The organism is Priestia sp. P1_B12_1 (assembly GCF_056406695.1).
Window position 1 is genome coordinate 1 of record NZ_JBFTZR010000018.1, and the last position, 25,001, is coordinate 25,001.

At 37.9% G+C, this 25,001-nt stretch carries 23 protein-coding genes and 2 riboswitches; of the genes, 4 read left to right on the forward strand and 19 right to left on the reverse strand.

The window, feature by feature from the left end:
• Nucleotides 1–430: 430 nt before the first annotated feature.
• The 13 genes from AC1D0Y_RS26580 to AC1D0Y_RS26640 all read right to left on the reverse strand — a co-directional run bounded on the left by AC1D0Y_RS26580 (nt 431) and on the right by AC1D0Y_RS26640 (nt 14,366).
• A complete protein-coding gene (locus tag AC1D0Y_RS26580) occupies nt 431–1,444 on the reverse strand; it encodes a C40 family peptidase (RefSeq protein ID WP_060745416.1) in 1,014 nt (337 codons plus the stop codon).
• Nucleotides 1,445–1,476: 32 nt separating this feature from the next.
• Nucleotides 1,477–2,550, reverse strand: coding sequence for a dipeptide epimerase (locus AC1D0Y_RS26585; RefSeq protein ID WP_028410336.1), 1,074 nt, complete (start codon nt 2,548–2,550; stop codon nt 1,477–1,479).
• Between the two features lie 60 nt (nt 2,551–2,610).
• Complete coding sequence (locus tag AC1D0Y_RS26590) at nt 2,611–3,777, reverse strand: DUF819 family protein (RefSeq protein ID WP_477708141.1); 1,167 nt, start codon at nt 3,775–3,777, stop codon at nt 2,611–2,613.
• 93 nt (nt 3,778–3,870) lie between these two features.
• A complete protein-coding gene (locus tag AC1D0Y_RS26595; RefSeq protein ID WP_028410335.1) occupies nt 3,871–4,194 on the reverse strand; it encodes a DUF3870 domain-containing protein in 324 nt (107 codons plus the stop codon).
• Between the two features lie 362 nt (nt 4,195–4,556).
• On the reverse strand, nt 4,557–5,294 hold the full coding sequence (locus AC1D0Y_RS26600) for a glycerophosphodiester phosphodiesterase (RefSeq protein WP_060745417.1): 738 nt from the start codon (nt 5,292–5,294) through the stop codon (nt 4,557–4,559).
• Nucleotides 5,295–5,380: 86 nt separating this feature from the next.
• Entirely contained in the window at nt 5,381–6,721 is a 1,341-nt protein-coding gene (locus AC1D0Y_RS26605; RefSeq protein ID WP_477708142.1) for an ABC transporter substrate-binding protein, read from the reverse strand.
• Between the two features lie 13 nt (nt 6,722–6,734).
• Nucleotides 6,735–7,547, reverse strand: a complete 813-nt coding sequence (locus AC1D0Y_RS26610; protein ID WP_028410331.1) for a carbohydrate ABC transporter permease — start codon at nt 7,545–7,547, stop codon at nt 6,735–6,737.
• Nucleotides 7,544–8,479, reverse strand: coding sequence for a carbohydrate ABC transporter permease (locus AC1D0Y_RS26615; RefSeq protein ID WP_477708143.1), 936 nt, complete (start codon nt 8,477–8,479; stop codon nt 7,544–7,546). The genes AC1D0Y_RS26610 and AC1D0Y_RS26615 overlap by 4 nt, the downstream gene beginning before the upstream one ends.
• Entirely contained in the window at nt 8,476–9,591 is a 1,116-nt protein-coding gene (locus AC1D0Y_RS26620) for an ABC transporter ATP-binding protein (RefSeq protein WP_028410329.1), read from the reverse strand. Before AC1D0Y_RS26620 ends, AC1D0Y_RS26615 begins: the two co-directional genes overlap by 4 nt.
• Nucleotides 9,592–9,611: 20 nt before the next feature.
• Complete coding sequence (locus tag AC1D0Y_RS26625) at nt 9,612–10,190, reverse strand: glycerol-3-phosphate responsive antiterminator (protein ID WP_477708144.1); 579 nt, start codon at nt 10,188–10,190, stop codon at nt 9,612–9,614.
• 242 nt (nt 10,191–10,432) lie between these two features.
• Nucleotides 10,433–11,428 carry a biotin synthase BioB gene (bioB, locus tag AC1D0Y_RS26630; RefSeq protein ID WP_028410328.1) on the reverse strand — a complete coding sequence of 332 codons (996 nt, stop codon included), beginning with the start codon at nt 11,426–11,428 and terminating at the stop codon, nt 10,433–10,435.
• A 147-nt stretch (nt 11,429–11,575) separates the two neighbouring features.
• Entirely contained in the window at nt 11,576–13,801 is a 2,226-nt protein-coding gene (locus AC1D0Y_RS26635; RefSeq protein ID WP_477708145.1) for an alpha-galactosidase, read from the reverse strand.
• Nucleotides 13,802–13,820: 19 nt separating this feature from the next.
• Complete coding sequence (locus AC1D0Y_RS26640; RefSeq protein ID WP_225049940.1) at nt 13,821–14,366, reverse strand: hypothetical protein; 546 nt, start codon at nt 14,364–14,366, stop codon at nt 13,821–13,823.
• Between the two features lie 322 nt (nt 14,367–14,688).
• Between AC1D0Y_RS26640 and AC1D0Y_RS26645 the strand changes: the two genes are divergently transcribed.
• Nucleotides 14,689–16,002, forward strand: a complete 1,314-nt coding sequence (locus AC1D0Y_RS26645; RefSeq protein ID WP_060745423.1) for an APC family permease — start codon at nt 14,689–14,691, stop codon at nt 16,000–16,002.
• A 131-nt stretch (nt 16,003–16,133) separates the two neighbouring features.
• On the opposite strand, the gene AC1D0Y_RS26650 is transcribed toward AC1D0Y_RS26645, so the two are convergent.
• The 6 genes from AC1D0Y_RS26650 to AC1D0Y_RS26675 form a co-directional block, all read right to left on the reverse strand.
• Entirely contained in the window at nt 16,134–16,268 is a 135-nt protein-coding gene (locus tag AC1D0Y_RS26650) for a hypothetical protein (protein ID WP_268797214.1), read from the reverse strand.
• 136 nt (nt 16,269–16,404) lie between these two features.
• On the reverse strand, nt 16,405–17,196 hold the full coding sequence (locus tag AC1D0Y_RS26655; protein ID WP_060745424.1) for an EcsC family protein: 792 nt from the start codon (nt 17,194–17,196) through the stop codon (nt 16,405–16,407).
• Nucleotides 17,197–17,220: 24 nt separating this feature from the next.
• On the reverse strand, nt 17,221–17,826 hold the full coding sequence (locus AC1D0Y_RS26660; protein WP_060745425.1) for a DedA family protein: 606 nt from the start codon (nt 17,824–17,826) through the stop codon (nt 17,221–17,223).
• A 159-nt stretch (nt 17,827–17,985) separates the two neighbouring features.
• Nucleotides 17,986–19,017: a sporulation integral membrane protein YtvI gene (gene ytvI, locus AC1D0Y_RS26665; RefSeq protein WP_060745426.1), complete on the reverse strand. Its 1,032-nt coding sequence runs from the start codon at nt 19,015–19,017 to the stop codon at nt 17,986–17,988.
• A gap of 213 nt (nt 19,018–19,230) precedes the next feature.
• Nucleotides 19,231–20,490, reverse strand: a complete 1,260-nt coding sequence (locus tag AC1D0Y_RS26670) for a cation:dicarboxylate symporter family transporter (protein WP_028410322.1) — start codon at nt 20,488–20,490, stop codon at nt 19,231–19,233.
• 106 nt (nt 20,491–20,596) lie between these two features.
• A riboswitch (cyclic di-AMP (ydaO/yuaA leader) is annotated at nt 20,597–20,736 on the reverse strand.
• 273 nt (nt 20,737–21,009) lie between these two features.
• Entirely contained in the window at nt 21,010–21,834 is an 825-nt protein-coding gene (locus AC1D0Y_RS26675; RefSeq protein ID WP_013055186.1) for an undecaprenyl-diphosphate phosphatase, read from the reverse strand.
• A 458-nt stretch (nt 21,835–22,292) separates the two neighbouring features.
• Between AC1D0Y_RS26675 and AC1D0Y_RS26680 the strand changes: the two genes are divergently transcribed.
• From AC1D0Y_RS26680 to AC1D0Y_RS26690, 3 genes are all read left to right on the forward strand, one after another.
• Nucleotides 22,293–22,583 carry a hypothetical protein gene (locus tag AC1D0Y_RS26680; RefSeq protein ID WP_013055185.1) on the forward strand — a complete coding sequence of 97 codons (291 nt, stop codon included), beginning with the start codon at nt 22,293–22,295 and terminating at the stop codon, nt 22,581–22,583.
• A gap of 81 nt (nt 22,584–22,664) precedes the next feature.
• A riboswitch (TPP riboswitch) is annotated at nt 22,665–22,779 on the forward strand.
• A gap of 113 nt (nt 22,780–22,892) precedes the next feature.
• The gene (thiC, locus tag AC1D0Y_RS26685; RefSeq protein WP_060745427.1) at nt 22,893–24,662 is read left to right on the forward strand and encodes a phosphomethylpyrimidine synthase ThiC; all 1,770 of its coding nucleotides are present in this window, start codon (nt 22,893–22,895) and stop codon (nt 24,660–24,662) included.
• Nucleotides 24,640–24,828, forward strand: coding sequence for a hypothetical protein (locus tag AC1D0Y_RS26690; protein WP_028410320.1), 189 nt, complete (start codon nt 24,640–24,642; stop codon nt 24,826–24,828). Before thiC ends, AC1D0Y_RS26690 begins: the two co-directional genes overlap by 23 nt.
• The last annotated feature ends 173 nt before the right edge of the window (nt 24,829–25,001 follow it).

Sequence of the window (25,001 nt, forward strand, 5' to 3'; positions counted from 1 at the left end):
TTAGGCACGCCGCCAGCGTTCATCCTGAGCCAGGATCAAACTCTCCGAAGAAATGTTTGACTTGCTCAATTTAAAAAATAAAAATTAACGTTGACGTTTGTCGCTTTGTTCAGTTTTCAAAGTTCAACCGCCGCTCTTAAGCGACTTTATCATCTTATCAAGTTTTCAACGTAATGTCAACAACTTTTTAAAATTCTTTTTTCAGCTTCGTTGTTACGAGTATGTCTCAACGACGCTTTATAATATTATAACGCTTTTCATATAAAGTCAATATGTTTCAAGAAGAAAAATGATTTTTTTCTCTTGTTTAACTTCTTCCCTTACTGAGAAGTAGTTAAACGTAAATAAACTAAATTTTCTATTTTTTTAACTATACTCTATATTAAAAAAGAAGCCCTTCACAAAAAGAGCTTCTTTCTTATCTTACTGATTAAGGTAAATAACGACGTGCACCTGCATACTCTTCAATATATCCCTTCGTGTTTAAAGGAATAATCTCTACTGTCCGCTCGGAGTTCGGCGAATGAATCATCATGCCCTCTCCCGCATACATTGCTACATGGTGAACGCTTCCTTTTCCTTGGTTATAGGCAAAGAACAATAAGTCTCCAGGTTGAAGGTTGTTCTTATCTACTGGTTTCCCTGCTCGAGACTGTGGCCCTGAGTCACGTGGAATCGTAATACCATGGGATTGGTACATCGTAAACGTAAATCCAGAGCAGTCAAATCCAAAACCACTCATGCCAGCCCATAAATATGGAAGATTTAAAAATGCCTTTCCACTTTCAACAAGCTCCGTGCCAGTTGGTACAGGAATATCTTTTTGAGACGCGTAGATTTTTCCTGCTTTTGTAGAAATCCATGCTGTCTTTCCATTTGGTTTTAATACTTTATATGCACTCTTTGACTTTGCCAAGAGAGGTAAGCGCGTATTATAGCTAACTTCAATACCTTTCTTTTTCAAAGAAGGCGAATGATATAGATAAGTAGTCGGAGCCGTCACCATTACAAAAGGCTTCTTTGCATACTGTTCGTACCTTTTGCTATAGGTTAATTGTTTAGTAGGCATCCATCCGGGATATCCTAATTCATTTCGAGAAGTAGGCTGTCCGTCTACCGCTACTTTGACCCAGTCTCCTTGTTCGTCTAAAACCGTTACTTTGTTTCCATATAACGCTTGTGTCTCAAGCATCCCATCGCTAGATAACTGCTGCTTCTGTTTCAAATTCATCGATGTGGTCCACTTTCTCATATCTACAGGATTAGTAGCTGACAGAGCGTCCACTTCACGCAAGATGTTTGGTGCTGTCCACAGAGTAGCTGCTGCGACATCTATATAAGCAGTTTCTTTTTCTTCAGAAGCATGAACAGAAGGAACTGCACTGACCCCAAATGTAGCTAAAATAACTATTGTTGCCGTCAAAAACCAACGTTTTATATTCATCGTCTCTCTCCTTCTACTATATTACTATCCTTTTATTTTGAGATAGGAACGGTAATTTCTCCTATTCCAGGAAGATCTGATAAGAAAACCTCTTGGCCGCTGTACTTTAACACATCCAGTTCCGTTGAAAGCCAAAGAGGAGCATCTAAGTCAAAATATGTGATATTCGGATGAGCGGCTGCCAGATGAGCAGCTGCTCCCACGGAAAGTGATGGTTCCATCATGCTTCCAATCATACATGCAACACCGTTCGCCTCAGCAATACTTGCGATTTTTCTTGCTTCATTAATCCCTCCGCACTTCATTAGCTTAATATTCAAAAGATCCACGTACCGCCCGCTTACAAGCCTTAATGCATCTTTGGCAGAAAATAGACTCTCATCTGCCATAATGAGTACATTTACTCGTTCAGTCACAAACTTTAATCCTTCCCAATCATGAGCAGGGACAGGTTGTTCTACCAATTCAATACCAAAGTTGAGAGTTTCCATTTTATTAATTAATTGCACTGCTTGTTTTGGAGTCCATCCTTGATTTGCATCCAAACGAAGTTTTACATGATCCGGAATGACAGATCGAATATGTTTAATACGCTCAAGGTCTAGCTCAGGAATTGAACCTACCTTTACTTTTAAAATGTCAAATCCGTCCACTGCACTTTTTTGTGCGTCTTCAGCCATTTTCTCAGGTGTATCAACACTTATCGTCATACACGTAGAGATAGGCTGCTTATCTCCCAAGAAAGCATATAAAGGAATGTTGAGAAACTTTGTATAAGCATCATGCAAAGCGATGTCAGCAGCTGCTTTAGCACTTGAATTGTGAATACAGCAGCTTTGAATTTTTTTTAAGAGTTTTTGAAACTGACGTATATCCTCCCCTATTAGCGCTAGTTTAATAGGTCCTTGAAGTGCGGCTTGAATGCCTTCTAAAGAATCGCCTGTAATAACATATGTTGGCGAAGCCGCTCCTTTTCCTTTTATTCCGTTTTCTAACTGAATCTCTACACTTATGCTGTCTATCTCTGTTGCTGTTCGAAGCGCTGTTTTAAACGGAACGAGCAGTGGAACGGTTTGATGCTTTACGGTTATGTCTTTAATTATCATTTCAATCGCTTCCTTTCGATTCAGCACAAATATTCTTTCATACGTATTTTTGATTTATTCTTAGATCGCCCCTAAAATTTTGGCGATCATCATACCAAAATAAGTACCTAAGAAGGAACCCATCAGAGCCATAATGACTCCTACCGGAATCAGTGCACGGTTATAGGCAGCTGCAAGCATTGGAGCAGACGCCATTCCACCAATATTAGCTAAACTTGCTACTCCGAGCGTAAATAAATCATATTTAAATAGTTTAGCTAGCAACAGCATGATCACTAAGTGCACGAACATAATGAGAAAACCAGATACTAAGTAAATAGGAGCCTGAGCTAAATTTGAAAAATCTGATTGAGAAGCAATTAACGCTACAACGATGTATAACATAACGTTTGATACATCGAGCGTACCTGGAATTTTTGCCGCTGGGGTTACAGCAAGCACTAGACCAACCACAGAAGCAATCATAATCGTCCAGCTCGTTGCATTAATAACCGCTCCCACTTCAGGCAAACGCCCTCCGATAAATGTAGAAAATGCTGAAACGAACAAACCTAGACCAAGTAAATAAAGAAGATGCTGAAACTGCGGGCCTTCTTTTTCGCTTTCAGAAGTTGCTGCGACTTCATCTATACTATTCTCAATAAAGCTGACGTCTGCTTTTGTCCATTTATTAAATTTAGATGCAAATGGTACAAGCCAAAACATAAACATAACCCATACGGCATAGTTAATCGTATCCATCATAAGAGCGTAGCCAAATATATTTTCTGGAACATCCAAAATTCCTTGGAGAGCAACCATGTTAGCTGATCCTCCGGTCCAACTTCCTGATAAAGCACCAAAAGCTTTCCACGTGTCCTCTACATAGAAATTCTTAAAGATGGCATAGACGAGGATAAAACCTACCATTATGCTAAAAACCGCAACGATGAATCCTCCGAGCATTCGTGGACCAAGTTTAATTACGCTTCGAACATCACACTTTAACAGCATAAGCATCAGCATGGCCGGAAGCAGTGCATTTTTAACGCCCGTATACATGGCGACATTTGATTCGCTATCCCCAAATACCCCTGCCGTTTGCATAAGAGCAGCTCCTATATAAATAAGTACAATACCCGGGATAAATTTAAAAAATCGATTGCCTTTAAATCTTTTTTCAATCCCTACCATGAGCGCAGCAAATGCAGTTAACACACTCACATACATAAATCCATCTTGAATCATTTATTCTTCCCCCTTCATCTCCACGAAAATGTTTTTATACAAAACAAAATCCAGCCCAACGTTTGAAAACGTCAGGCTGGATTTCGTCTAGGTCTATGTAGACAAAGCAGCTGTTATTTGCTGATATTTTTTCTGTGCATCATGAAACGCTACCACCAGCGCTTTTTGGGAAGAACCGAAATAGCGGCTGTTAATTTCGTCTATAAGGGTGGGATCACTTATGTGACGTCCAATAAAAATCGATTGAACAAATCGAACGGTCAACTCAATCGTCGCTGAACATTCCACATCAATAATTTTCCCATTTGTTTTATCAACTACCAACCCTAAAAAATACTGATTGAATTTTTTAGTAATCGGATTGCTTTGAGGAGCTTTGGCATCTCCAATAATATAGATAGTATCTTGATCATACATGATTTTTTATTCCTCCTAAAAGAGATAACAGACGATGCTAGGGACCGGCAAATGAACGTTTGCGGAGCTACGCAACATGTATTCGCTTTCATAAGGAACATTATAATCTATTCTCAATATATCATCTATAAAACAATTTCACAATATAACTTTTATACTATTCAGAATAAAGTGATATTTTTTTCAAAAAAAGAGATTGAGACATAACAAACTTAATCCAACTAAAGACATACAAATGGGATACATAAGCTGAACCGCTTGTTACACTGCAACAAAAAAAAACGAACCACTAATCAAACATGTTGATCAAGGGCTCGTTTTTCACTGTGGGTCAAGTAATTTTGTCCCGGCTTCTTTCTACGTCATCCTTTGAACATAGTAGAGGAAAAACGGTTAGGGTAATCTGTCATCACTACTTTTACTGAAGCCTGCTGGAGCTTCAAAAAGTCATTCATTTCATTGATTGTATATACCCGTAAGTCTAATCCTTCTTGCTTTGCTTTTTTCCCGTATGAAGAAAGAGCAAACGACATATCACAGTGTAGGTGCGCTCCTATCGATTTTGCTTTTCCAATCGCATCTTCACTCACCCCTTCAAATAAAAAACCTGTTGATATATATGAATGGAGAGATCTCACTTTAGCCAAGCTATCATAGTTAAAAGATGACAAAATAACCTGATCTTCTAAATCAAACTCATCGATTAGACGAAGAACTTTTTCTTCAAGTTTTGGATAGTAAATTTGGTCATTTTTCAATTCAATATTCACCGTTAATTTTGTCTTTTTGTCCATCATCCACTCAAATACTTCTACTAATGTCGGAATCGATTGTTTAGAAAAACGAGAGTCATACCAACTGCCAGCATCGAATAAACGCAGCTGTTTGTATGAAAATTCTTGAACATACCCCATTCCATTGGTCGTTCTGTCAATCCGTTCATCGTGAATAACCACTATTTCCCCGTCTTTTGTTAATTGTACATCTAATTCAATACCTGCAACTTGCATTTTCCTAGCTTCTTCAAATGCAATCATTGTATTTTCAGGATATCGTCCGCTAAAGCCGCGATGCGCATAAAGATCAATTGAACTATTCATTGTCCTCTATCTCTCCTAACTAGTCATTCACTAAGTAAAAAGCTCGTCCTCAAAATAACTTGAAAGACGAGCTTCGTAATCATACGTTATTTTTGATTGGCTACTTCTAATGCTCTATTTGTTTCTTTTGCTGCTTGATCAAGCGCTTTTTTTGGCTTTACTCCTTGATATAGGCTTTCCATCCCTGTTACTACTTTTTGACGAGATTCAGGAAACACAGAAATTAAAGCACCTTGCGTAGCTGGAGTAGCCTTTGTTTCACGAAGCTGATCAACCGTTACTTTTAACTGCGGATATTTCTCCCACTCTTTTTTCACAATATCTTGTTCATACGCTTTTGGGTTAACTGCAAAGTATCCACTTTCTACGTGCCATTTCGCTTGAACTTCTGGTGTTGCTAAATATTTCATGAAGTCCCAGGCTGCTTTTGATGTTTCATCACTGATTCCTTTAGACATCCATAAAGATGCTCCGCCAATAGCTACCCCTTGGCGATCCTCCTCTTTTGGGACAGGAATATAAGATACGCCTACATCAAATGGAGCATTGTCTACTAGTGTTTTAATACCTGCTGATGAGTCCAGGAACATTGCAATTTTTTTAGATTGAAATGCTGCGCGCATATCATCCCAGTTTTGTCCTACATTGTAGAATGTACCTTCTTTATACATATCATTGATTAAATTAAATGCGTTTTGTCCTTCTTTTCCATTAAATACTGCCTTCTCAGCATCACCTTTACGGCCGTTTTCGTGGTCTACATACAAGCCGCCTTGAGAAGCAACTAGCTCTTCAAAGAACCATCCGTAATTTAGAATTGAAAAACCGTATTGCGATGTTTTATTTCCTTGTTTTTCTGTTAATTTCTTTGCAGCTGCCTTTAATTCATCATACGTTTTTGGAGGGTTTTCAGGATCTAACCCTGCTTTTTTAAAAGCATCTTTATTATAAACAAGAACAGGTGTTGAAGAGTTGAACGGCATTGAGTATTGCTTTCCATCTACTTGGTAATAGCTTGAAATGTTTTTCTCCCACTGTGAAGTGTCATAGTGGTCTTGATCGATAAACTTTTGAACAGGCTGAACCTTGCCGCTGTCTATCATGAATTTTGTTCCCACTTCGAACGTTTGCATAATAGCCGGTGCATCCTTTGTTCCTGCTACTGTGTTAAATTTTGTTTGTGCTTCTTCATACGTTCCTTGGAAAACGGGCTTTACTTCCACTTTGTCCTGAGATTTATTGTACTCATCGACAATTTTATTGAGTGATTTTTCAAGGTCACCGCTCATAGCGTGCCAAAATACGACTTCTGTTTTACCTGATGCTGTTTTTTTTGTTTCTTGCGCTTCCGAAGAACCAGTTGAATTTGAGCAAGCACCTAGAATAACTAGCAAGCATGCCGTTACGATAGCCAATATCTTTTTCATCACATTCACTCTCCTATTTAATTGCACCTTGGGTTAATCCTTTTTGAAGACGTTTTTGACCTAGGAATAATAGTAATAATGTCGGTAAGATTACAACAACGACAGCGGCCATAACCACTCCCCAATCAGTTGAAATCTCCTGTGTTTGCATTTGCTTTAAACCAATCTGAACGGTACGAACATCCTCTGTATTTGTCACTAATAGTGGCCATAAATACATATTCCATGTTGTTAAAAAGCTATATACGCCAAGCGTAACTAGACTTGTTTTAGACACAGGGAGCACGACGTTCCAAAAGAAACGAAAGCGGCTGATCCCTGAAACTTGAGAAGCTTCATATAACTCATTCGGAATGGTTTTAAACTGCTGACGCAATAAAAAGGTTCCAAATGCTAAGGCAAAAAAAGGAATTGTTAACCCTAAATAATTATTAATCCACCCTAGCTTTTGCGCTGTTAAAAAGTTAGGAACCATCGTTGCTTCCCATGGAATCATCATCGTAGAAATAAAGAGAAAGAAGATAGCATCTCTTCCTTTAAATTTAATAAATACAAATGCAAAAGCTGCCAAACTTGAAACTAACAGCTGCCCGGCCATGACAAAAATAGATACAGCAAAACTGTTAATTAAATAATGAAGCAGCGGAACTTTTTCAAAAGCATCCCGATAGTTTTCAAATGAAAAAGATGACGGCCAAATCTTCCCTTCTAACACTTCCGCTCCACTCATAAAACTAATGGAAAAAGCGTATAGGATAGGAAACATCAATACTAAAGTAGCTGCAATGAGTAGCAAGTAAGTTGTCCATTTTCTCGTGATGCTCATTGATAATGTACCTTCCTTTCTCCAAGCTTAAATTGAAGAGCCGTAACCAGTAGAATACAGAAAAACAAAATTGTAGCTTGAGCACTTGCAGAGCCAACATTATAGTTTACAAATGCATCTTTGTAGATTGAATAAACAATGACATTTGTCGAATCTGTAGGTCCACCTTTTGTTAAAATGTCAATTTGTCCAAACGTTTGAAACGCGTTAATAAACGAAACGGTAATGATAAAAAACAGCGTTGGCGAAAGCATCGGAAGCGTAATTTTACGGAGCTGATACCAATAGCTAACTCCGGCAATACGCGCATTTTCATACAGCTTTTCATCAATATTTTGTAACCCGCCAAGTAAGATTAAAAAAGTAAAACCAATGTTCATCCAAATCGTAGAGATAGACACAGCAATCAGCGCATACTTAGGGTCTAATAACCACTGCACATCATGAATTCCTACAAGATTTAATACTTTATTGATAACACCGATTGTCGGGTTATACATAAACATCCAAATTACAGAAGAAGCCGCTACGCTCATTCCCATCGTAGATGAAAACATCGTTCTGAAAAAACCAATTCCTTTGAGCTTTTCATTTGCGATTAGCGCTAGGAATAAGGCAATAATTAAGCCAATAGGTACTGTGTAGAGTACAAATAGAAAAGTAGCTTTCATACTTTGTAAGAAATTAGGATCTGTAAATAGATAAAAGAAATTTTGCAGTCCTACAAAATTTAAGGGATTTCCCTGTGTATCTGTAATAAAAAGACTTAAATATAATGTCTTAATCATTGGGTAGAAAAGAAATACACTAAATAACAGTAATGATGGCAGTAAATAAGCTAGTCCAACAATGATAGTAGGCATTGTTTTTTTTTCTTTTGGGTTTGCTGAAACAGAAACAGGTGAGTTTGCTGTTTTGGTAACAGCACTCATACGAATGCCCCCTTTACAGTTAAATCTTCTGTTGATGGTTCGTAGTGCAAGCATGAACCTGTATCGCCATCAAATAAAAACAGGTGTTTTGGATCGATAAAAATAGGAACTCGCTCTCCCACCTTTATAGTCCATTGACCGTTCCACTTAGCCATCCACTGCTTGTCACCCATATGAAATGTAAGCAGTGTTTCCGTACCTAGAATTTCCACATTGTCTACTTCCACAATAAAACTCGTATTATCGTTTGTCGCAAGCTGTATATGCTCAGGTCTCACTCCAACCACAACTTCTTTTTTACCGTTAAGGTTACTGTGTGGTGTACTCATAGAAATAGCTCTTCTATCTTCAAAAACTAGTAAGTTATTTTCTATAGAAACGTTTGATAAATTCATAGGGGGAGAACCTATAAAAGATGCTACAAACGTGTTCTTTGGTGCATTGTAAATATCAAGCGGACGTCCAACTTGTTGAATATTTCCTCCATTTAAAATCATCATTCGATCTGCCATCGTCATCGCCTCTGTTTGATCGTGCGTGACATAAATCATCGTAATACCTAACTTACGCTGAATCTGGCGAATTTCTGACCTCATCTTCGCGCGCAGCTTCGCATCTAAGTTTGATAAGGGCTCATCCATTAGGCAAATAGGCGAATGAGTAACAATAGCACGTGCAAGCGCTACACGCTGACGCTGTCCTCCCGAAAGCTGTCTAGGCTTTCTCTTTAGATATTCACTTAAACCAAGCATCTCTGCTGCTTCCCTGCAGCGCTTTTGCTGTTCTTGCTTTGAAATTTTCTTTGTGTGCAGGCCAAAAAGAATATTTTGTTCCACTGTCAAATGCGGATATAAGGCATAGTTTTGAAACACCATTGACAAATCGCGCTGACTTGGAAGCAGTTTATTTGCTTTTACATCTCCAATTAGTAGCTCTCCCTGCGTGACTTCTTCTAATCCGGCAATCATTCTCAGCATTGTACTTTTCCCGCATCCTGAAGGACCTACTAGTACGAAAAACTCTCCCGGCTCAATTGTGACGTTAATATCTTGAATAACATTTGTTTTTTGATCGTATGACTTCCCAATGTTAACTAGCTCTACTTTTTTCATTAAAAACGCTCCTTTCCCTCTCATTCATATTTTTTCCACAACCATGATTTCCCTGTAGAAGCTGCCGTAGCTCCTGCTTTCAAAGCAGCTTGGATATGGCTTTCATTTTGAATGAGTCCACCTGTAATAATAGGAATACTTGTTTTTTTAACGACTTTCTCTATCATCTCCGGAATTAATCCTGGCATTAGTTCTAATGCATCGGGCTTAATATCTTGAACGGTTTTCAACCCTTGTGCTACCGCGTCTGTATCCACTAGGAACAGCCGCTGAATAGCAACCAGTCCTTCTTGCTTTGCGTAATTAATGAGTGAACTTTTAGTGGTTACGATACCTGTAGGTTTTACAAACTTAGCAAGGAATTTAAGCCCTTCTCGGTCATAGCTAATCCCTGGAATTTTTTCAACGTGTAAAAAAACCGTTCGATTATGCTGTTTGAGTAAATCTACATAGCGTTTAATCACACTAATATTGCCCGTTAATAAAAAGGCGGCCTGGATCTCTGTTTCTAAAAATTGTTCTAAATTTTTCGGGCTTTTAATGGATGCAATCAAACGGTCTTGCCCAAGCTGTTGTAAGAAATCTGCTTCCTTATTCAAAACGATGCCTTCCTTTCATTCACAAAAAACCACAAAAAACGCATAGGGTATTGATATAGACCTATTGTTTTTTGTGGTTTCTCAATTTCATAACCTTAGTAACTATTCACTTATCGTTCACATGTTTTATAATAATGGTTATTTATGAAGGAAATATAAAGAAGCTGTTGAGTTTTGTAAAAAAACCGTATAGTTCCTGTAAATCGCCTAAAAATCAAAAAACCGTTGATTTCTCAACGGCTTTACAGTGCACATTCTTCAATTTCAAATCCTAAATCTTCAATCAGACCCCAGTCAGCTGTAGGTTCTTGACCTTGAGTCGTTAAATAGTCACCTACAAAAATTGAGTTTGCAGCAAACAAACCAAGCGGCTGAAGTGATCTGAGATTGACTTCTCTGCCTCCTGAAATTCGAATTTCTTTCGTTGGATTTACAAAACGCATCATCGCTAACAGCTTTAAGCATTGCATTGGCTTTAACGCCTTTTTGTCTTCTAGAGGCGTTCCTCGAACGGCAACAAGAAAGTTGCATGGAATAGAATCTGCATCTAACTTTTTAATTTGAAAAGCTAGTTCCACGGCTTGTTCATTTGTCTCGCCCATTCCAAAAATCGCACCGGAACAAGGTGACAAACCTGCTTTTTTAGATGTAGTAACCGTATCGACTCGATCTTCGTAGCCATGCGTAGAACAAATATTGTCATAGTTATCAGCGTGAGTATTTAAATTATGATTATAGCGATGAACACCCGCCTCGACTAGTTCGTGTGCTTGATCATCTGTTAAAAATCCTAGACAGGCACAGATTTTCAAGTCGGTCTTTTGACGGATTTCTTTTACCGCTCCCACTACGTGCGCTACTTCTTTATCAGTAGGGCGGCGGCCTGACGCCACGATACAATATGTACCTGCTTTTCTTTTTTGAGCTTCAAAAGCACCTTCTACAATTTTCTCTTTTGTTAACCACGCATACTTATCAATCGGCGCTTCTGATACAATCGACTGCGAACAATATCCACAGTCTTCTGGGCATAAACCTGATTTAGTATTAATAATCATATTAAGCTTTACTTTTTTTCCATAATGATGATGACGAATTAAGTACGCGGCATTCATGACCTCTAACACTTCTTCATCCGGTACATGAAGAAGTTGAAGCGCTTCGTTATATGTAATTTCTTTCCCTTTAATAATAGACTGAGCAAGTGCTTTCCAATCTCTTAAACTTGTGGTTTCCATCGATTCCCCTCCACTTTAGTAAACTAAAAAAATATAAAGTTAACAATTATAACTAAAAGTTACCATTACTTCTCCTTTTATGTCAACACTGTATGAATAATAGTTAACTAAAAAAGCCACTTCTATGATATAGAAGTGGCTTTTTGCTTATTGCGCTTGCAGTGTATAAATAACCGATACAAAGTCTCCAGATTTTTCATCGTATACTTCAACACCCGGATACTCATGAGTTAGAGCAATACCTGCGTACATGAGCTCATCTCCATAAGCTGTTTGATCTGTTTCCATCACTGTATATTCATAATCAGGATGAAGCCCTTTTAGCTCAATGCGTTCGTAAGAAGGATTTGGTCTAGACAATACTTGATAATAACCGATGATTGCCTGTTTTTGATCGGATGAAACAACCATCCAGCTCGTCACATTTCCCTCTTGTTCAAACGGACTTTTTAAACGATAGAATATGCCATTTTGAATAAGAGATCGGTGTTTTTTATAATACTGAATTTGTTGTTTTACGGTTTCTTTTTCATCTTCTGTCATCAGCGTAACATCTAACTCATAACCAAATGCGCCAAAATACGCAACGTCTCCTCTTGTTTCTAGACTTGTTACTCTGCGTACTTGATGATTTGGTACGGCCGATACGTGTGCTCCCATTGAACTGATTGGATAGGCAAAAGACGTGCCGTACTGAATTTTTAGACGTTCAATCGCGTCCGTGTTATCGCTCGTCCAAGCTTGAGGAGCATAATAAAGCATTCCCGGATCAAATCTAGCGCCCCCGCTTGCACATGATTCAAATAAAATATCCGGAAACTTCCTTGTTAGTCGCTCATACAAATCATACACACCTAAAATATAGCGATGTACTACTTCAAACTGACGGTTCGCGGGCAGCCCAACAGATCCAATTTCCGTTATATTTCGATTCATATCCCATTTTATATAAGAGATAGGTGCTTCACTTAAAATAGCTTCCATTCGTTCATAGATATAATTCACTACTTCTTCTCGTGAAAAATCAAGCACGTATTGATTTCGTCCATGAGACTGATGACGATTTGGCACATGAATCAACCAATCTGGATGCTTTTCATACAAGTTGCTTTGCTTTGAAATCATTTCAGGTTCAAACCATAACCCAAAGTCCATACCTAAATCCGTTACTTTTTGAGCCAATGACTTCATACCGCCCGGAAGCTTATTTTCATCTACAAACCAATCTCCAAGAGAAGTTGTATCATCGTTACGTTTACCGAACCAGCCGTCATCCAATACAAAAAGTTCAACGCCTAGCTTTTGCGCTTCTTTGGCAATATGTACAATTTTCTCTTCGTTAAAATCAAAATACGTCGCTTCCCAGTTATTAATTAAAACTGGCCGCTCCAAATCCCGCCAGTTTCCTCTAGCAAGACGCTTGCGATAAAGCTCATGATACTCTTGGCTAAGGCCGTTTAGCCCGCTATTTGAATAAGCCAGTACTAGTTCTGGTGATTGAAAAGTTTGTCCCTTTTCTAGTCGCCACTGAAAATCAAAAGGATGAATGCCCATCGTTATTCTTGATACATCATAATGATCTACTTCCACTTGTCCAAGAAAGTTTCCGCTGTATACAAGACTAAAACCATACGCTTCTCCACTGTGTTCAGTTGCAGCTGGATTCTGTAAAATTAAAAATGGGTTTTGCTGACTGCTGCTTGTACCTCTCGCACTAGAAATACTTTGAATACCAGGCTGAAGCATTCGTGTTTTCACGTGTCTTTCTCGAATCCACGCACCGGAAAGCTGAACCATCTCATAATTTGATGTAGGCAAATCAATGCTGCCGCTCATGATACGCAAAATATCGACTGTTTCTTCTCCTCTATGCTCAAATCGTGCGTGACGCGTAATAATATTCCGGTCTTCGTAAACGGTATACGTTAAAATAAGTGATGCATTGAGCAATTTATCAATCAGTTCAACTTCTACACTTGTGGCTTCACTCTCTTCTTCTACATATGTAGCAGGTAAGCCGTTTAATGGCTTCTTGCCTTTGTAAATTTTATGGTTATCGTATTCAAAATTTGTGATTCGGCTTCCGTTTTGCTGAAGAAGTTGATAGGCTGGCTCTCTGAAGTCTGTCGTTCCATAAGAAGGATACTCTTGTTTGATTGTTTCAAGAGAAAATGCTAGTTCTCCTTCATATACCGAAGCGCTAGCTCCTCTTGTTTCTACACGTAAAAAATGCTGAAAAGATAAACGGTGCTTAAGCTTTTTTCCATAGTACAAGTGACCTAGCTGCCCGTTTCTCAACACTGAAAAGATATAACTTACATCGCGTCCCTGCAGGTGAAATTCCTTTGTACGTTCATTAAATAAGATTCCCACTTTATTCCTCTCCTTACCATCAAATATCTAACGAGACATTTCCTTTTTCATCTATTGCCGTTGCATGCTCAAAAGCAGATGCTAGATTAATCTCTTTTCTCTCATACCATTTCGCTAAATCTTTGAATAACTCTTCTGTTTCAACCATTCTTGTGTCTATTCGCAGTTCAGTTTCATAGCTATGAAGAGACCATGTGCTTTCACTAAATAAAGTCATTTCTACATCTAGACACATGTCTTTCCAATTGGGAGCACACAGAATAGGATGATGCATGTCTGAACATGCAATGGTGTAGCGGTTAGAACCATTCTTATTCATAAAACAATGAACAAAAGAGGCATTCACATCGCCCTTACTAGTTTGTAAAGATTTATACAGTTGGATATCTAACAATGGAACGCTCCATTTTAATTTCATTTTTGGAAGAATTCTTTTTTTAACCGACTTGACCGTTAATTTAATAAAGTAAACACCATCTTTTTTTGTTTCATCCAATACGACATGCACACCTGGTTCCTTGTTTATCTCCAAGTTTATATAGGGTGTAGCAATCACTTCCTTCATCTCCTTCACCATCATTCTTAACTTTGTACACCAACAAAAAATGTAACCGCATTCAAAAATTTATTTTCGTATTTATTGCAAGTAGATCACCCTAAACGAAGCTTTTTTACTTTCTTTCATTTTATGTAAAATACTTTCTAGACTCAATGGTAAAAATCAAAGTGAAAAAAAGCATTTTTTTGCTTTATCTAGCAATCAATTAAACGCTCTTTATCTCTTAGCGCGCAATTTTCTCTTCTTTTTCAAAAAAAGATGACAAACCTAACAATATAGTATAATAATAAATAATGCAGAATGATTATACACAGAAAGGATGACAAATATGAATCATGAACCTTCTCTTCTTAAACAACTAAAATTATGGCATATCGTCGTGATAGGGTTAGGCTACATGGCACCTATGGCCGTTTTTGATACATTTGGCATTGTAACTGAATCAACAGATGGACATGTTTCAGGCGCTTATGCATTCACGTTGATTGCTATTTTATTTACAGCCATTAGTTATGGAAAGATGGTAAAAGCTTTTCCCGGAGCTGGTTCCTCTTATACATACGCACAGCAAGTAATGAATCCAAGCATTGGTTTTTTGGTAGGATGGACGGCTCTTCTTGATTATCTATTTCTGCCAATGATTAATGCGCTTTTGACAAATATTTACCTAAGCTCTCTGTTTCCAGGTGTTCCAAAGGCCGTATGGATTATCAGCTTTGTTGTCATCATGACCATAATGAATATTTTCAGCGTTCATTTAACCGTTTCTTTTGGTACGCTATTAGTTGCTTTTCAAATTTTAGTCGCTATTATCTTTATTATTTTAAGTGCTACAAGTCAAGGCCAAGAGCTATCATTTAAACCGTTTATAAGTGAATCGGCCTCTATATCTCTGTTATTAAACGGAGCTGCTATTTTATGTTTTTCTTTTTTAGGATTTGATGCTGTAACCACTATGGCCGAAGAAACACTTAAGCCTGAGAAAACCATTCCTAAAGGGATTCTTATTATTGCGTGTACGGGAGGCGCCTTATTTATCACGGTTTCTTACTTTGCTCAGCTGCTTTTCCCTTCAGCCTCTTTGTTTCATGATTTAGAAGGTGCATCAGCGGAGATCGCTTATAAAATTGGCGGCCAGCTTTTTCAATCTATTTTTGTAGCAGCGGCCTTGACTTCAACTATTGCTTCGGGACTTGTCTCACATATGAGTGCGTCAAGACTTCTCTATGCAATTGGGAAAGATGGTTATCTGCCTCGGAGAATTTTCGGCTATATTCACCCTAAAACAAAGACGCCTATTTGGAACGTGGTGATTATTGGTGGCCTCTCTTTAATTTCACTAGGTCTGTCTCTTGAAAAAGCTACCTCTTTAATTAATTTTGGTGCTTTAATTGCGTTCAGTTCAGTGAACATAGCGGTTTTTATCCATTATTTTATTCAACAAAACAAACGATCCTTCAGTGGATATATTTCATATGTACTTATGCCTTTACTCGGCAGTTTATTTTTATTTTTTATGTGGCTTAACTTAGAAAAAACATCCTTATTTATCGGTATTGTATGGAGTGTAATCGGAATTATTTATTTACTGATTGCCAGACGAAAAAATACTATTACCATTCCTACTTTTCATTTTGATTAAGGAAATAGGCTTAACACACCTCGACATATTTCCCCAGAAATAATGTCGAAAAAAAGTAATTGAGACATAAACAAATCAATCCCATCTAAACACGAACAAAAAAAGGTAAACGATCTAATATGAATCGCTCGTTACACCGCTGTTGATTTTCGTGCCAGGCTTCGCTTTCCGCGGGCGGCCGTTGAGCCTCCTCGTCGCTTGCGCTCCTGCGGGGTCTCATCTGTTCCGCTTTTTCCGCGGGAGTCTTCGCCTTGCCCTCCAATCAACACTTAGAGGCAACTAAACACATGAAAGCTACATTTACTATATCAATAAAAAAATCCGAACGAGTTTGATTCTCAACCAAGAATCAAACTCGTTCGGATTTTTCTTCAATTAAAATACTTTCGTACCAGTCTCTTTTTATTGTTGCGATTGTGAGACTTTTTCCAAAATACGTCTTTTACGATAAAGCATCATTCCAACTTCCCCTATATCGCTAATTGCTTGTTTGTTAATATACGCTCCAAATACCATTCCTGCTATAGGAATCATTTGGAACAGCTTTTTCCAGCCCAAGTTGTCCCTGTAGGTTAGAAACACTTCTCTCCACCCTTGCAGCTGCTGCAAGCTCTGCGTTCGATTTCCGCTTGCTAATTCTTCTAAAATCGCACGTTTCCCTACAATGTCAGAAGACGAAAACTGCATGCATTTGACCATAAAAATTCGTTCCTCTTGCTCAGTGGGGTCGTACCCATAAGAAACAGCCACTTCTTGCAGTGTCTTAAGTGTAAGCCCTAATACAAAAGGAACATCAATCGCCAGTGTAAAAATCCCGCCTACCCCGGTTGTAGCTCCTTGCAGCTGTGCGTTCTTTTTTCGGACTTCAATAAAATGCTCTGCCAATTCATCCATTTCTTGCAGAGATAAATGCTGAATATCCTCTATCGAAAGCTGTTTCTTTTCTTGTAATTGTGCTGATGCTTTTTCTAGCGTGGCAGACGTATTAGCTAAATACTGGCCTCCATTATCAACATACTTAGCAATTTCATCTAATAATTTTTCTATTTTTTGATGAATGAACTTCGGCGTTACTTTATCTAAAGCTGAAAAAGGCAAACGAGCCAGCCGCTCCCAGAAAAAAAGTCCTTTTTGGTCTTTCTCCCACTTTTCAATTTTTCGTAACTCTACTCTTAACTGCTCATGCTCTGACATATCCTCACTCTTTTCCTCGATTTATCAGTTCTGCCCTACTTGTTTATTCCGCACATATTTAATGATAAAAAACAATGCAATTAAAACAACAATTCCGATTCCAATAGGCTGCATATATTGAGACACAATCGGCCCCACCTCTTTCCACTTAGGTCCTAACTTATATCCTAAATATACGTAAATAGCCGTTACTGGAAGCATCGCCACAAATGTATAAATAGAAAACAGCCATACATTCATTTTTGCCATCCCGCACGGAAAAGAGATAGCCGTGCGCACTCCTGGAATAAAGCGTCCAAAAAAAGCAACCCCGCTGCCGTACTTATTAAAAAAGCGATCGGCGGCGTCAATTTCTTTTTCTTTCACCAAAAAGTATTTTCCATATTTTAAAACCAGCGGTCGTCCACCGTAACGTCCCAGTGCATAAAGAGTCAACGGTCCACAAACACCGCCTACTGTACCTGCAAGGATAGCCAAATACAAGTTCATATCACCTTGGTACACCCAATACCCTACTAAAGGTAAAACAAGCTCTGCCGGGACAAATTCAAACGTTAATGCTAAAATTACGCCAAAATAAGAGAGCTGTTTTAGCGCTTCAATTAAAGAAAGTAAAACCGACTCTAACAAAAATTCTCCTCCTCATGTCATTAAATCTAAGACTGCAAAACTATAATTAACCGATTGATAGATAAAAACCAATGCGACATAGTTTTTTCCTTTCCCTCTTTACGTATTACGTACCACAAAAGTTTCAATAAAAAAAAGCGCTAGTTTTATCCAGCGCTTTTATAGTTTAAAGTTAATTTGAATAATACCTACTTTACGAAGAGCATCGTATAAAATAACTAAAGCCGGTCCTAAAAATAACCCGGCAAAACCTAAAAGTTTAAATCCAATGTACAAACTAACTAGTGCAGCCAAAGGTGAAATACCCATATTTGTAGAAAATACTTTTGGTTCTACTACACGTCTTACTACCGTAATGACTCCAAATAGAATAAATAAGCCGATTGCTAATGAGTCATGCCCTTGCGTAAGAGCAAAAATCCCCCATGGAACGAGCACCGAGCCTGTCCCAAGGATTGGTAAAATATCGACAATTACAATTAATAAACTAAGAAGCGCGGTATACGGAACATCTAATAGCCAAAGCCCTACATAAGCCATTACAAACGTCATGACACTTAAGATAATTTGTGCCTTGATAAAACCAACCCCCGCTTGGATAAGCTGAGTGATGACAACTTGTAGCTTATATTTCGTTTCTTCTGTTAAAAATGACTTGATTTTATTTTTAATAGCAGGCAGCTCAAGGCTGATAAATACAAGCGCTACTAAATAAATAAGAAACTCTAATAGAAACCCAGGAACAGTAGCGGCAAAGCTAATGATAATTTCTACCGTACTTTTTAATAGAGAATCTAATGAATTTACGGTTTTTTCAAGCGTGCGCTCGATAGAAGAAATCACTTCTGTAGGAAGAGCGTTTGAATAGTATTTCCACTTAATAATAGTTGGATAAATCGCGGTTTCATAGATTTCTTTTACAAAGGAAGGCGCTATTTTTGAAAGAGCAACCACTTGCGTAACGATTGTCCGAACAATAAAAAATCCAATAAGTATGAGCGAAACAACATATAAAATGAAGGTCATAAGCACTGCATAGACTCTCTTCATTTTAAAAGATTGATGCAATTTTTGAACAATACCCTCAAGCGCTAATGCTGTTAATAAAGCAAACACAATCGGTAAACTGTAAGGGATTAACAAACATACGATTACTATCGAGGCGATGACCCATATTCGCTTTTTCCACATACTCTACTATCCCCCAACTAGCTAAGCTATCTCTATATTTATTGATAAAGAAAGGAACCAGTGACTGCTTTTATGTAAGAATAAAATTTGGATTTATTTATACCTGATGTTACATATTATAGGGTCAATTTCCATAATAATAAAGGAATTATTATGAAAAAAGCTACTTATTCTAATTTTTTGAATAGAATAAGTAGCTTTTTAATTTATAAATTAGCCGGCTCTCATGACCTCTGTACCTTTTTTAGGGTCAAATTTGCCTTCAGATTTAGACATCACAATTGCTGCTAGTGTGTTTCCTACTAAGTTAACAACCGTACGTGCCATATCCATGATTCTGTCTACTCCAGCAATGAAGGCTAATCCTTCTGCCGGAACACCGATTGTTCCAAGAGTAGCCAGTAATACAACAAATGATGTTCCTGGCACGGCAGCCATTCCTTTAGATGTAACCATCAATACAAGAATGAGCGTCAGCTGTTGAACGATCGTTAAATCAATACCGTACACCTGCGCTAAGAATAACGCTGCAATCGCTTGATAAAGAACGGAACCATCTAGGTTAAATGTATAACCAATTGGTACAACGAACGATACGATAGCTTTTGGACAGCCCATCTTTTCAAGTTTTTCCATAATACGCGGAAGAACTGTCTCAGAACTAGATGTACTGTATGCTAACAACAGTTCATCTTTCATATAGCGGAACAAGTGGAAAATGTTAATTCCTGCCCATTTCGCGATTCCTCCTAATACAATAAGTAGGAAGAAAATTAACGCTAAGTAAACTAAGATAACAAGCTTTCCTAATGAAAGAAGTGACTCTAAGCCGAATTTTGAAACTGTTACACCAATTAAAGCAAATACACCAATTGGAGCCACTTTCATTACAAGGTTTACCACGTGAAACATTGCGTGAGAAACGCCGTCGAAGAATTGTACAACTGGCTTTCCTCTTTCCCCAATTGCCGCTACTCCAAGTGCAAATAACACTGTAAAGAAGATAATTGCTAGCATGTCTCCTTCAACAATTGACTGGAAAAAGTTTGTTGGAACAATGTGTAAGAACGTTTCAGCCACTGACTTTCCTTCTTGCTGTTTTGATGTTTCAACGTATTGTGAAATATCACTCTTCTGTGCTGAATGAATGTCTACACCTTGCCCAGGATGAAAAATATTAGCAACCAATACACCGATTATAATTGCAAAAGTCGTAATAATTTCAAAATAGAGAATGGTTTTAACGCCGAGCTTTCCGACCTGTTTACCGCTCCCTGCTCCTGCAACTCCAACGACTAAGCTTGAGATAACAATTGGAATAACAATCATCTTAATTAATCTTAAAAATAGGTCTCCTAGCGGCTGTAGGTATGTTACTACACGCGGATCGTTAAACCAAATTACCCCTACAAGAACACCGAGGATTAATCCGGTAAAAATCTGCGTAGCCAAACCAAAACGAATTTTTTTCATAGATGTACCTCCCCAAAGATGTATGACATTTGTATATACTTTTCTGAAAAAACAAAAAAAGACTATTCTTAAGAAAGAACAGCCTTTTACTTACGCTATTTTGGGCTCTTTCTCTCAATGAAGCAAACGGGGTTAACTGTCGGATTCGGAATTGAGAGTTTCCTACCTTTTGTAAGGATTCACCCCAAGGCAGCTTTACTGCCGATAATGATTCCCCCGCTCTATACGATTAAGCTTATTATTCAGTTTTTATAAAATTAAAACGATCTATACGTTGTCATACGTTTTTTACAGTCAATAAAACTAAACAGAAGTCTTACTTTTACTTAACTTTATACTGCACAAATATTAATTTACTATTTTTCGACACGTTTTGTCAATACCCATGTTTATAAAACGCTTTCAAAAGGCGATAATATATATTTATGCAAAAAAGCTATTGCAACATTGCAATAGCTTTTTCTTGCTCTTTGAGTCTCTATTAGAAGCTTACGGGACTAAAGAACTCGCGTGTTTATTTTATAAAAATACAAAATATAGAATAGCTGCTAACACAATTCGATATAGTGCAAACGGTACTAATTTGATACGATTAATTAATTTCAGGAAAAAGCGAATAGATACCAGCGCAAAAATAAAGGCGCTGATAAAACCAGCAATAAAAAACGGTAGCGCATCTGATGTGAAATACTGCCAGTTTTTAACCAATGAAAGTCCACTTGCTCCTGCCATGATTGGCACTGCCATAATAAATGTAAAATCTGCCGCTGCCTTATGGCTCATTCCAAGAAGAACTCCTCCTGAAATCGTTGAGCCTGAACGAGAAAAACCTGGCCAAAGAGCAATACATTGAAACAGTCCTATACCCAGTGCTTGTCCATAAGACATTTGGTCCACCGTCTCTACACGCGGACGTTTAGGTCCAAACAAATCTGCTAGAATCATTAATACAGCTCCGACTACTAAGCCAATTAGCACCGTATTTAAAGAAAACAAATGTTCATCAATGTAATCATCAAACAAAAGTCCTAACACTCCTGCGGGTAACAAACCAACAATTACCTGCATTAAATTCAAGCGATTTGTCGGTCCAATTGGAGCAGCTGGCTTTTTTCCCAATCCTAATAAATTAATGAAACGATCTTTAAAAATAACTACTACTGCTAAGATCGACCCTAGCTGAATAACAATTTTAAATGTATTAGCTACTGGAGATGAAAATAATTCTTTGGAATTCAACCATAGGTCATCCACAATAATCATATGCCCAGTTGACGAAACAGGAGCAAACTCTGTTAAACCTTCTACAATCCCTAAAATGATTGCTACAATAATTTCCCACATAAAGCTATGTACCTTGCCTTTCTTTCAAATTAATAAGCTTATCGCTTCGTTTTACATGCTCAACTATTTTCCTAATTTGACACTTGCTTTTTTATCATAATTGTTAAAACTATGAAATACAATGTGTATTTGCAAAAAGATAAGAATCTTTAATAATTTGTAATAAAAACCTTACATGCTATAATCAAAAAACACGATATCAGCTTTTATTTACTTTAGAAAGTAGTCACTATGTTCGGTATAAATTCCGGCCCCTTAGCTAAAAATGAATCATCTAGACTATTTTTCTTTAGTGTGAAAAAATGACTAAATCATTATGTTTTTTCCATCTCCTTTACTGTCATCTATCATTTTAATCAACTAATGCTTGCTTATACGGCATATCCCCTAAGTAATTTGAAACTTTTTTCTCTCTTTACTCGTATATAGTAGTATCTTTTTTAGGAGGCTTTTTACTTATGAATGGAAATGTACGTACAATGAAATGGGTCACTGCTGGGTATGAAGCCTTGCTGGGAATTCCTTTAATTGGCGCCGGGATTGTTATGGGCTTTAGTTATACTCCTCTTTTTATTGGATTTATTCTTCATGCTATCACGCTCATTTTAGCTAATAGACGAGGGTTATCTGCGTATGGAAACATACTAGGGATTGTTACTTCACTGGTTGCTTGGATTCCATTTTTAGGGTTTATCATGCACATTATTACAGCTATTGTGATTGCAATCGATGCCGCTAGACAACGTTAATTGTCTAGCTTTTTTTATTTAAGGGTTGATTTTTTACCGAATGATGGTAAACTTAAGCCGTAAATTGAATAATTTGAATGTTATTTCTACTAGGGGTGTCTGATAGCTCAGACTGAGAGAAGAGTGCAATAAAACTCTTTAACCCTTTGAACCTGATTTGGGTTATACCAGCGGAGGGAAGTAGTCTTGAAAAGAATAGTATATGTTTATTCTTTTTTCGCCTATTCCATCGGGTTCTGTCTATCACAGAACCCGATTTTTTTATGGTTCGGTATAGCTACACTTTATGCGAAACCGGAGGAATATGTAATGTCAAAACAAAATGTATCAGTTTCTATGAAAAAGCCTTTTCCAAACAGTCACAAAGTATATGTCCAAGGATCCAGAGAAGACCTTAAAGTGCCTATGCGTGAAATTCATCAGTCTCCTACTACAGGATCTTTTGGGGAAGAAGAAAATAGTCCCGTACGTGTATACGACACGAGCGGTGTTTATACAGATCCCTGTTATGAAATTAATTTACAAAAAGGATTACCGGCTCTGCGCGAAAAGTGGATTGCAGAACGAAACGATGTAGAAACATATCAAGGCCGTACGGTTCAGCCACAGGATAACGGTTATTATGATGGTGATCCAAGAGATCAGTACGAGCGCTTTATCACTAATCGTTTACCGTTGCGCGCGAAAAAAAATCAAAATGTAACGCAAATGCACTATGCGAAAAAAGGAATCATCACGCCCGAAATGGAATTTATCGCTATTCGTGAACAGATGGATCCTGAAGTCGTGCGTGAAGAAGTAGCAAGAGGACGTGCCATTATCCCTAATAATATCAATCACCCTGAGAGCGAACCGATGATTATCGGCCGCAAATTCCACGTGAAAATCAATGCTAATATCGGAAATTCAGCTATTCGTTCAGCTATTGAAGATGAAGTAGAAAAAATGACATGGGCAACGCGTTGGGGAGCCGATACAATTATGGATTTATCAACAGGAAAGGATATCCACACAACGCGCGAATGGATTATCCGCAACTCGCCTGTTCCTGTAGGGACCGTTCCTATTTACCAAGCGCTTGAAAAAGTAAAAGGTGTAGCAGAAGATCTAACGTGGGAAGCATATCGCGATACATTAATTGAACAAGCTGAACAAGGTGTTGATTACTTTACTATTCACGCAGGTGTTCTTTTACGCTATATTCCTCTGACAGCGAAACGTACGACAGGTATTGTTTCACGCGGAGGATCCATCTTAGCGCAGTGGTGTTTAGCTCATCATGAAGAGAACTTTTTATATACTCGCTTTGAAGAAATCTGTGAAATCTGTAAAGCATACGATATTTCTATTTCACTTGGCGATGGACTACGTCCTGGTTCCATTGCAGATGCTAATGATGAGGCACAGTTCGGTGAATTAGAAACGCTTGGTGAATTAACTAAAATTGCTTGGAAACACGATGTTCAAGTTATGATTGAAGGTCCTGGACATGTTCCTATGCACCTCATCAAAGAAAACGTAGATAAACAAATGGAAATATGCCAAGAAGCTCCCTTCTATACTCTTGGACCGCTTACAACCGACATCGCTCCAGGCTATGACCATATTACATCAGGTATTGGGGCTGCAATGATTGGCTGGTTTGGGACAGCTATGCTTTGCTACGTAACGCCAAAAGAACATTTAGGTCTGCCGAATAAAGAAGACGTTCGAGAAGGCGTTATCACCTATAAAATTTCTGCTCATGCCGCTGACCTAGCAAAAGGCCATCCAGGAGCACAAAAACGCGATAACGCGCTGTCTAAAGCAAGATTTGAATTTAGATGGAATGATCAATTTAACCTTTCACTAGATCCAGAGCGCGCAAAAGAATATCACGATGAAACACTTCCCGCTGAAGGTGCTAAAACAGCCCATTTCTGTTCAATGTGTGGACCTAAATTCTGTTCGATGCGTATTTCTCAAGATATTCGTAACATGGCTCAAGAAAATGAAAAAGATGTAAATGAAGTAAGAAAAGAAGGAATGAAAGAAAAAGCTAAAGAGTTTGTTAACAGTGGTTCAAATATCTATCAATAATGAAGTAGAACAGCTTAAAGAACAAATTAAGCAGCTTGAAAGAAAGTTATTATTTGTTCAGCAAAATTGTCAGCATATTATCGTTGAATCCTCACATTCTTCCGTAAGACGCTGCATTAAGTGTTTCTATCAACAAGAAGCAGAAGCTGAGCCAAAAGTATTTTAGTTGAAGAAAAATCCGAACGAGTTGAATTCTTGATTAAGAACCCAGCTCGCTCGGATTTTTTCATTGGTAGGGTGAACGTAGATTTCATGCATGTAGCAACCGCGATGTAACAAGCTATCCATACTAGCTCATTTATCCCATTTGTTCGTCTTTAGATTGGATTAATTTCATTA

Bases quoted from the DNA above. Each gene is read 5' to 3' on its own strand.
- AC1D0Y_RS26580 (WP_060745416.1), bottom strand. From the start codon at position 1,444: ATGAATATAAAACGTTGGTTTTTGACGGCAACAATAGTTATTTTAGCT.
- AC1D0Y_RS26585 (WP_028410336.1), bottom strand. From the start codon at position 2,550: ATGATAATTAAAGACATAACCGTAAAGCATCAAACCGTTCCACTGCTC.
- AC1D0Y_RS26590 (WP_477708141.1), bottom strand. From the start codon at position 3,777: ATGATTCAAGATGGATTTATGTATGTGAGTGTGTTAACTGCATTTGCT.
- AC1D0Y_RS26595 (WP_028410335.1), bottom strand. From the start codon at position 4,194: ATGTATGATCAAGATACTATCTATATTATTGGAGATGCCAAAGCTCCT.
- AC1D0Y_RS26600 (WP_060745417.1), bottom strand. From the start codon at position 5,294: ATGAATAGTTCAATTGATCTTTATGCGCATCGCGGCTTTAGCGGACGA.
- AC1D0Y_RS26605 (WP_477708142.1), bottom strand. From the start codon at position 6,721: ATGAAAAAGATATTGGCTATCGTAACGGCATGCTTGCTAGTTATTCTA.
- AC1D0Y_RS26610 (WP_028410331.1), bottom strand. From the start codon at position 7,547: ATGAGCATCACGAGAAAATGGACAACTTACTTGCTACTCATTGCAGCT.
- AC1D0Y_RS26615 (WP_477708143.1), bottom strand. From the start codon at position 8,479: ATGAGTGCTGTTACCAAAACAGCAAACTCACCTGTTTCTGTTTCAGCA.
- AC1D0Y_RS26620 (WP_028410329.1), bottom strand. From the start codon at position 9,591: ATGAAAAAAGTAGAGCTAGTTAACATTGGGAAGTCATACGATCAAAAA.
- bioB (WP_028410328.1), bottom strand. From the start codon at position 11,428: ATGGAAACCACAAGTTTAAGAGATTGGAAAGCACTTGCTCAGTCTATT.
- AC1D0Y_RS26640 (WP_225049940.1), bottom strand. From the start codon at position 14,366: ATGAAGGAAGTGATTGCTACACCCTATATAAACTTGGAGATAAACAAG.
- AC1D0Y_RS26645 (WP_060745423.1), top strand. From the start codon at position 14,689: ATGAATCATGAACCTTCTCTTCTTAAACAACTAAAATTATGGCATATC.
- AC1D0Y_RS26655 (WP_060745424.1), bottom strand. From the start codon at position 17,196: ATGTCAGAGCATGAGCAGTTAAGAGTAGAGTTACGAAAAATTGAAAAG.
- ytvI (WP_060745426.1), bottom strand. From the start codon at position 19,017: ATGTGGAAAAAGCGAATATGGGTCATCGCCTCGATAGTAATCGTATGT.
- AC1D0Y_RS26670 (WP_028410322.1), bottom strand. From the start codon at position 20,490: ATGAAAAAAATTCGTTTTGGTTTGGCTACGCAGATTTTTACCGGATTA.
- AC1D0Y_RS26675 (WP_013055186.1), bottom strand. From the start codon at position 21,834: ATGTGGGAAATTATTGTAGCAATCATTTTAGGGATTGTAGAAGGTTTA.
- AC1D0Y_RS26680 (WP_013055185.1), top strand. From the start codon at position 22,293: ATGAATGGAAATGTACGTACAATGAAATGGGTCACTGCTGGGTATGAA.
- thiC (WP_060745427.1), top strand. From the start codon at position 22,893: ATGTCAAAACAAAATGTATCAGTTTCTATGAAAAAGCCTTTTCCAAAC.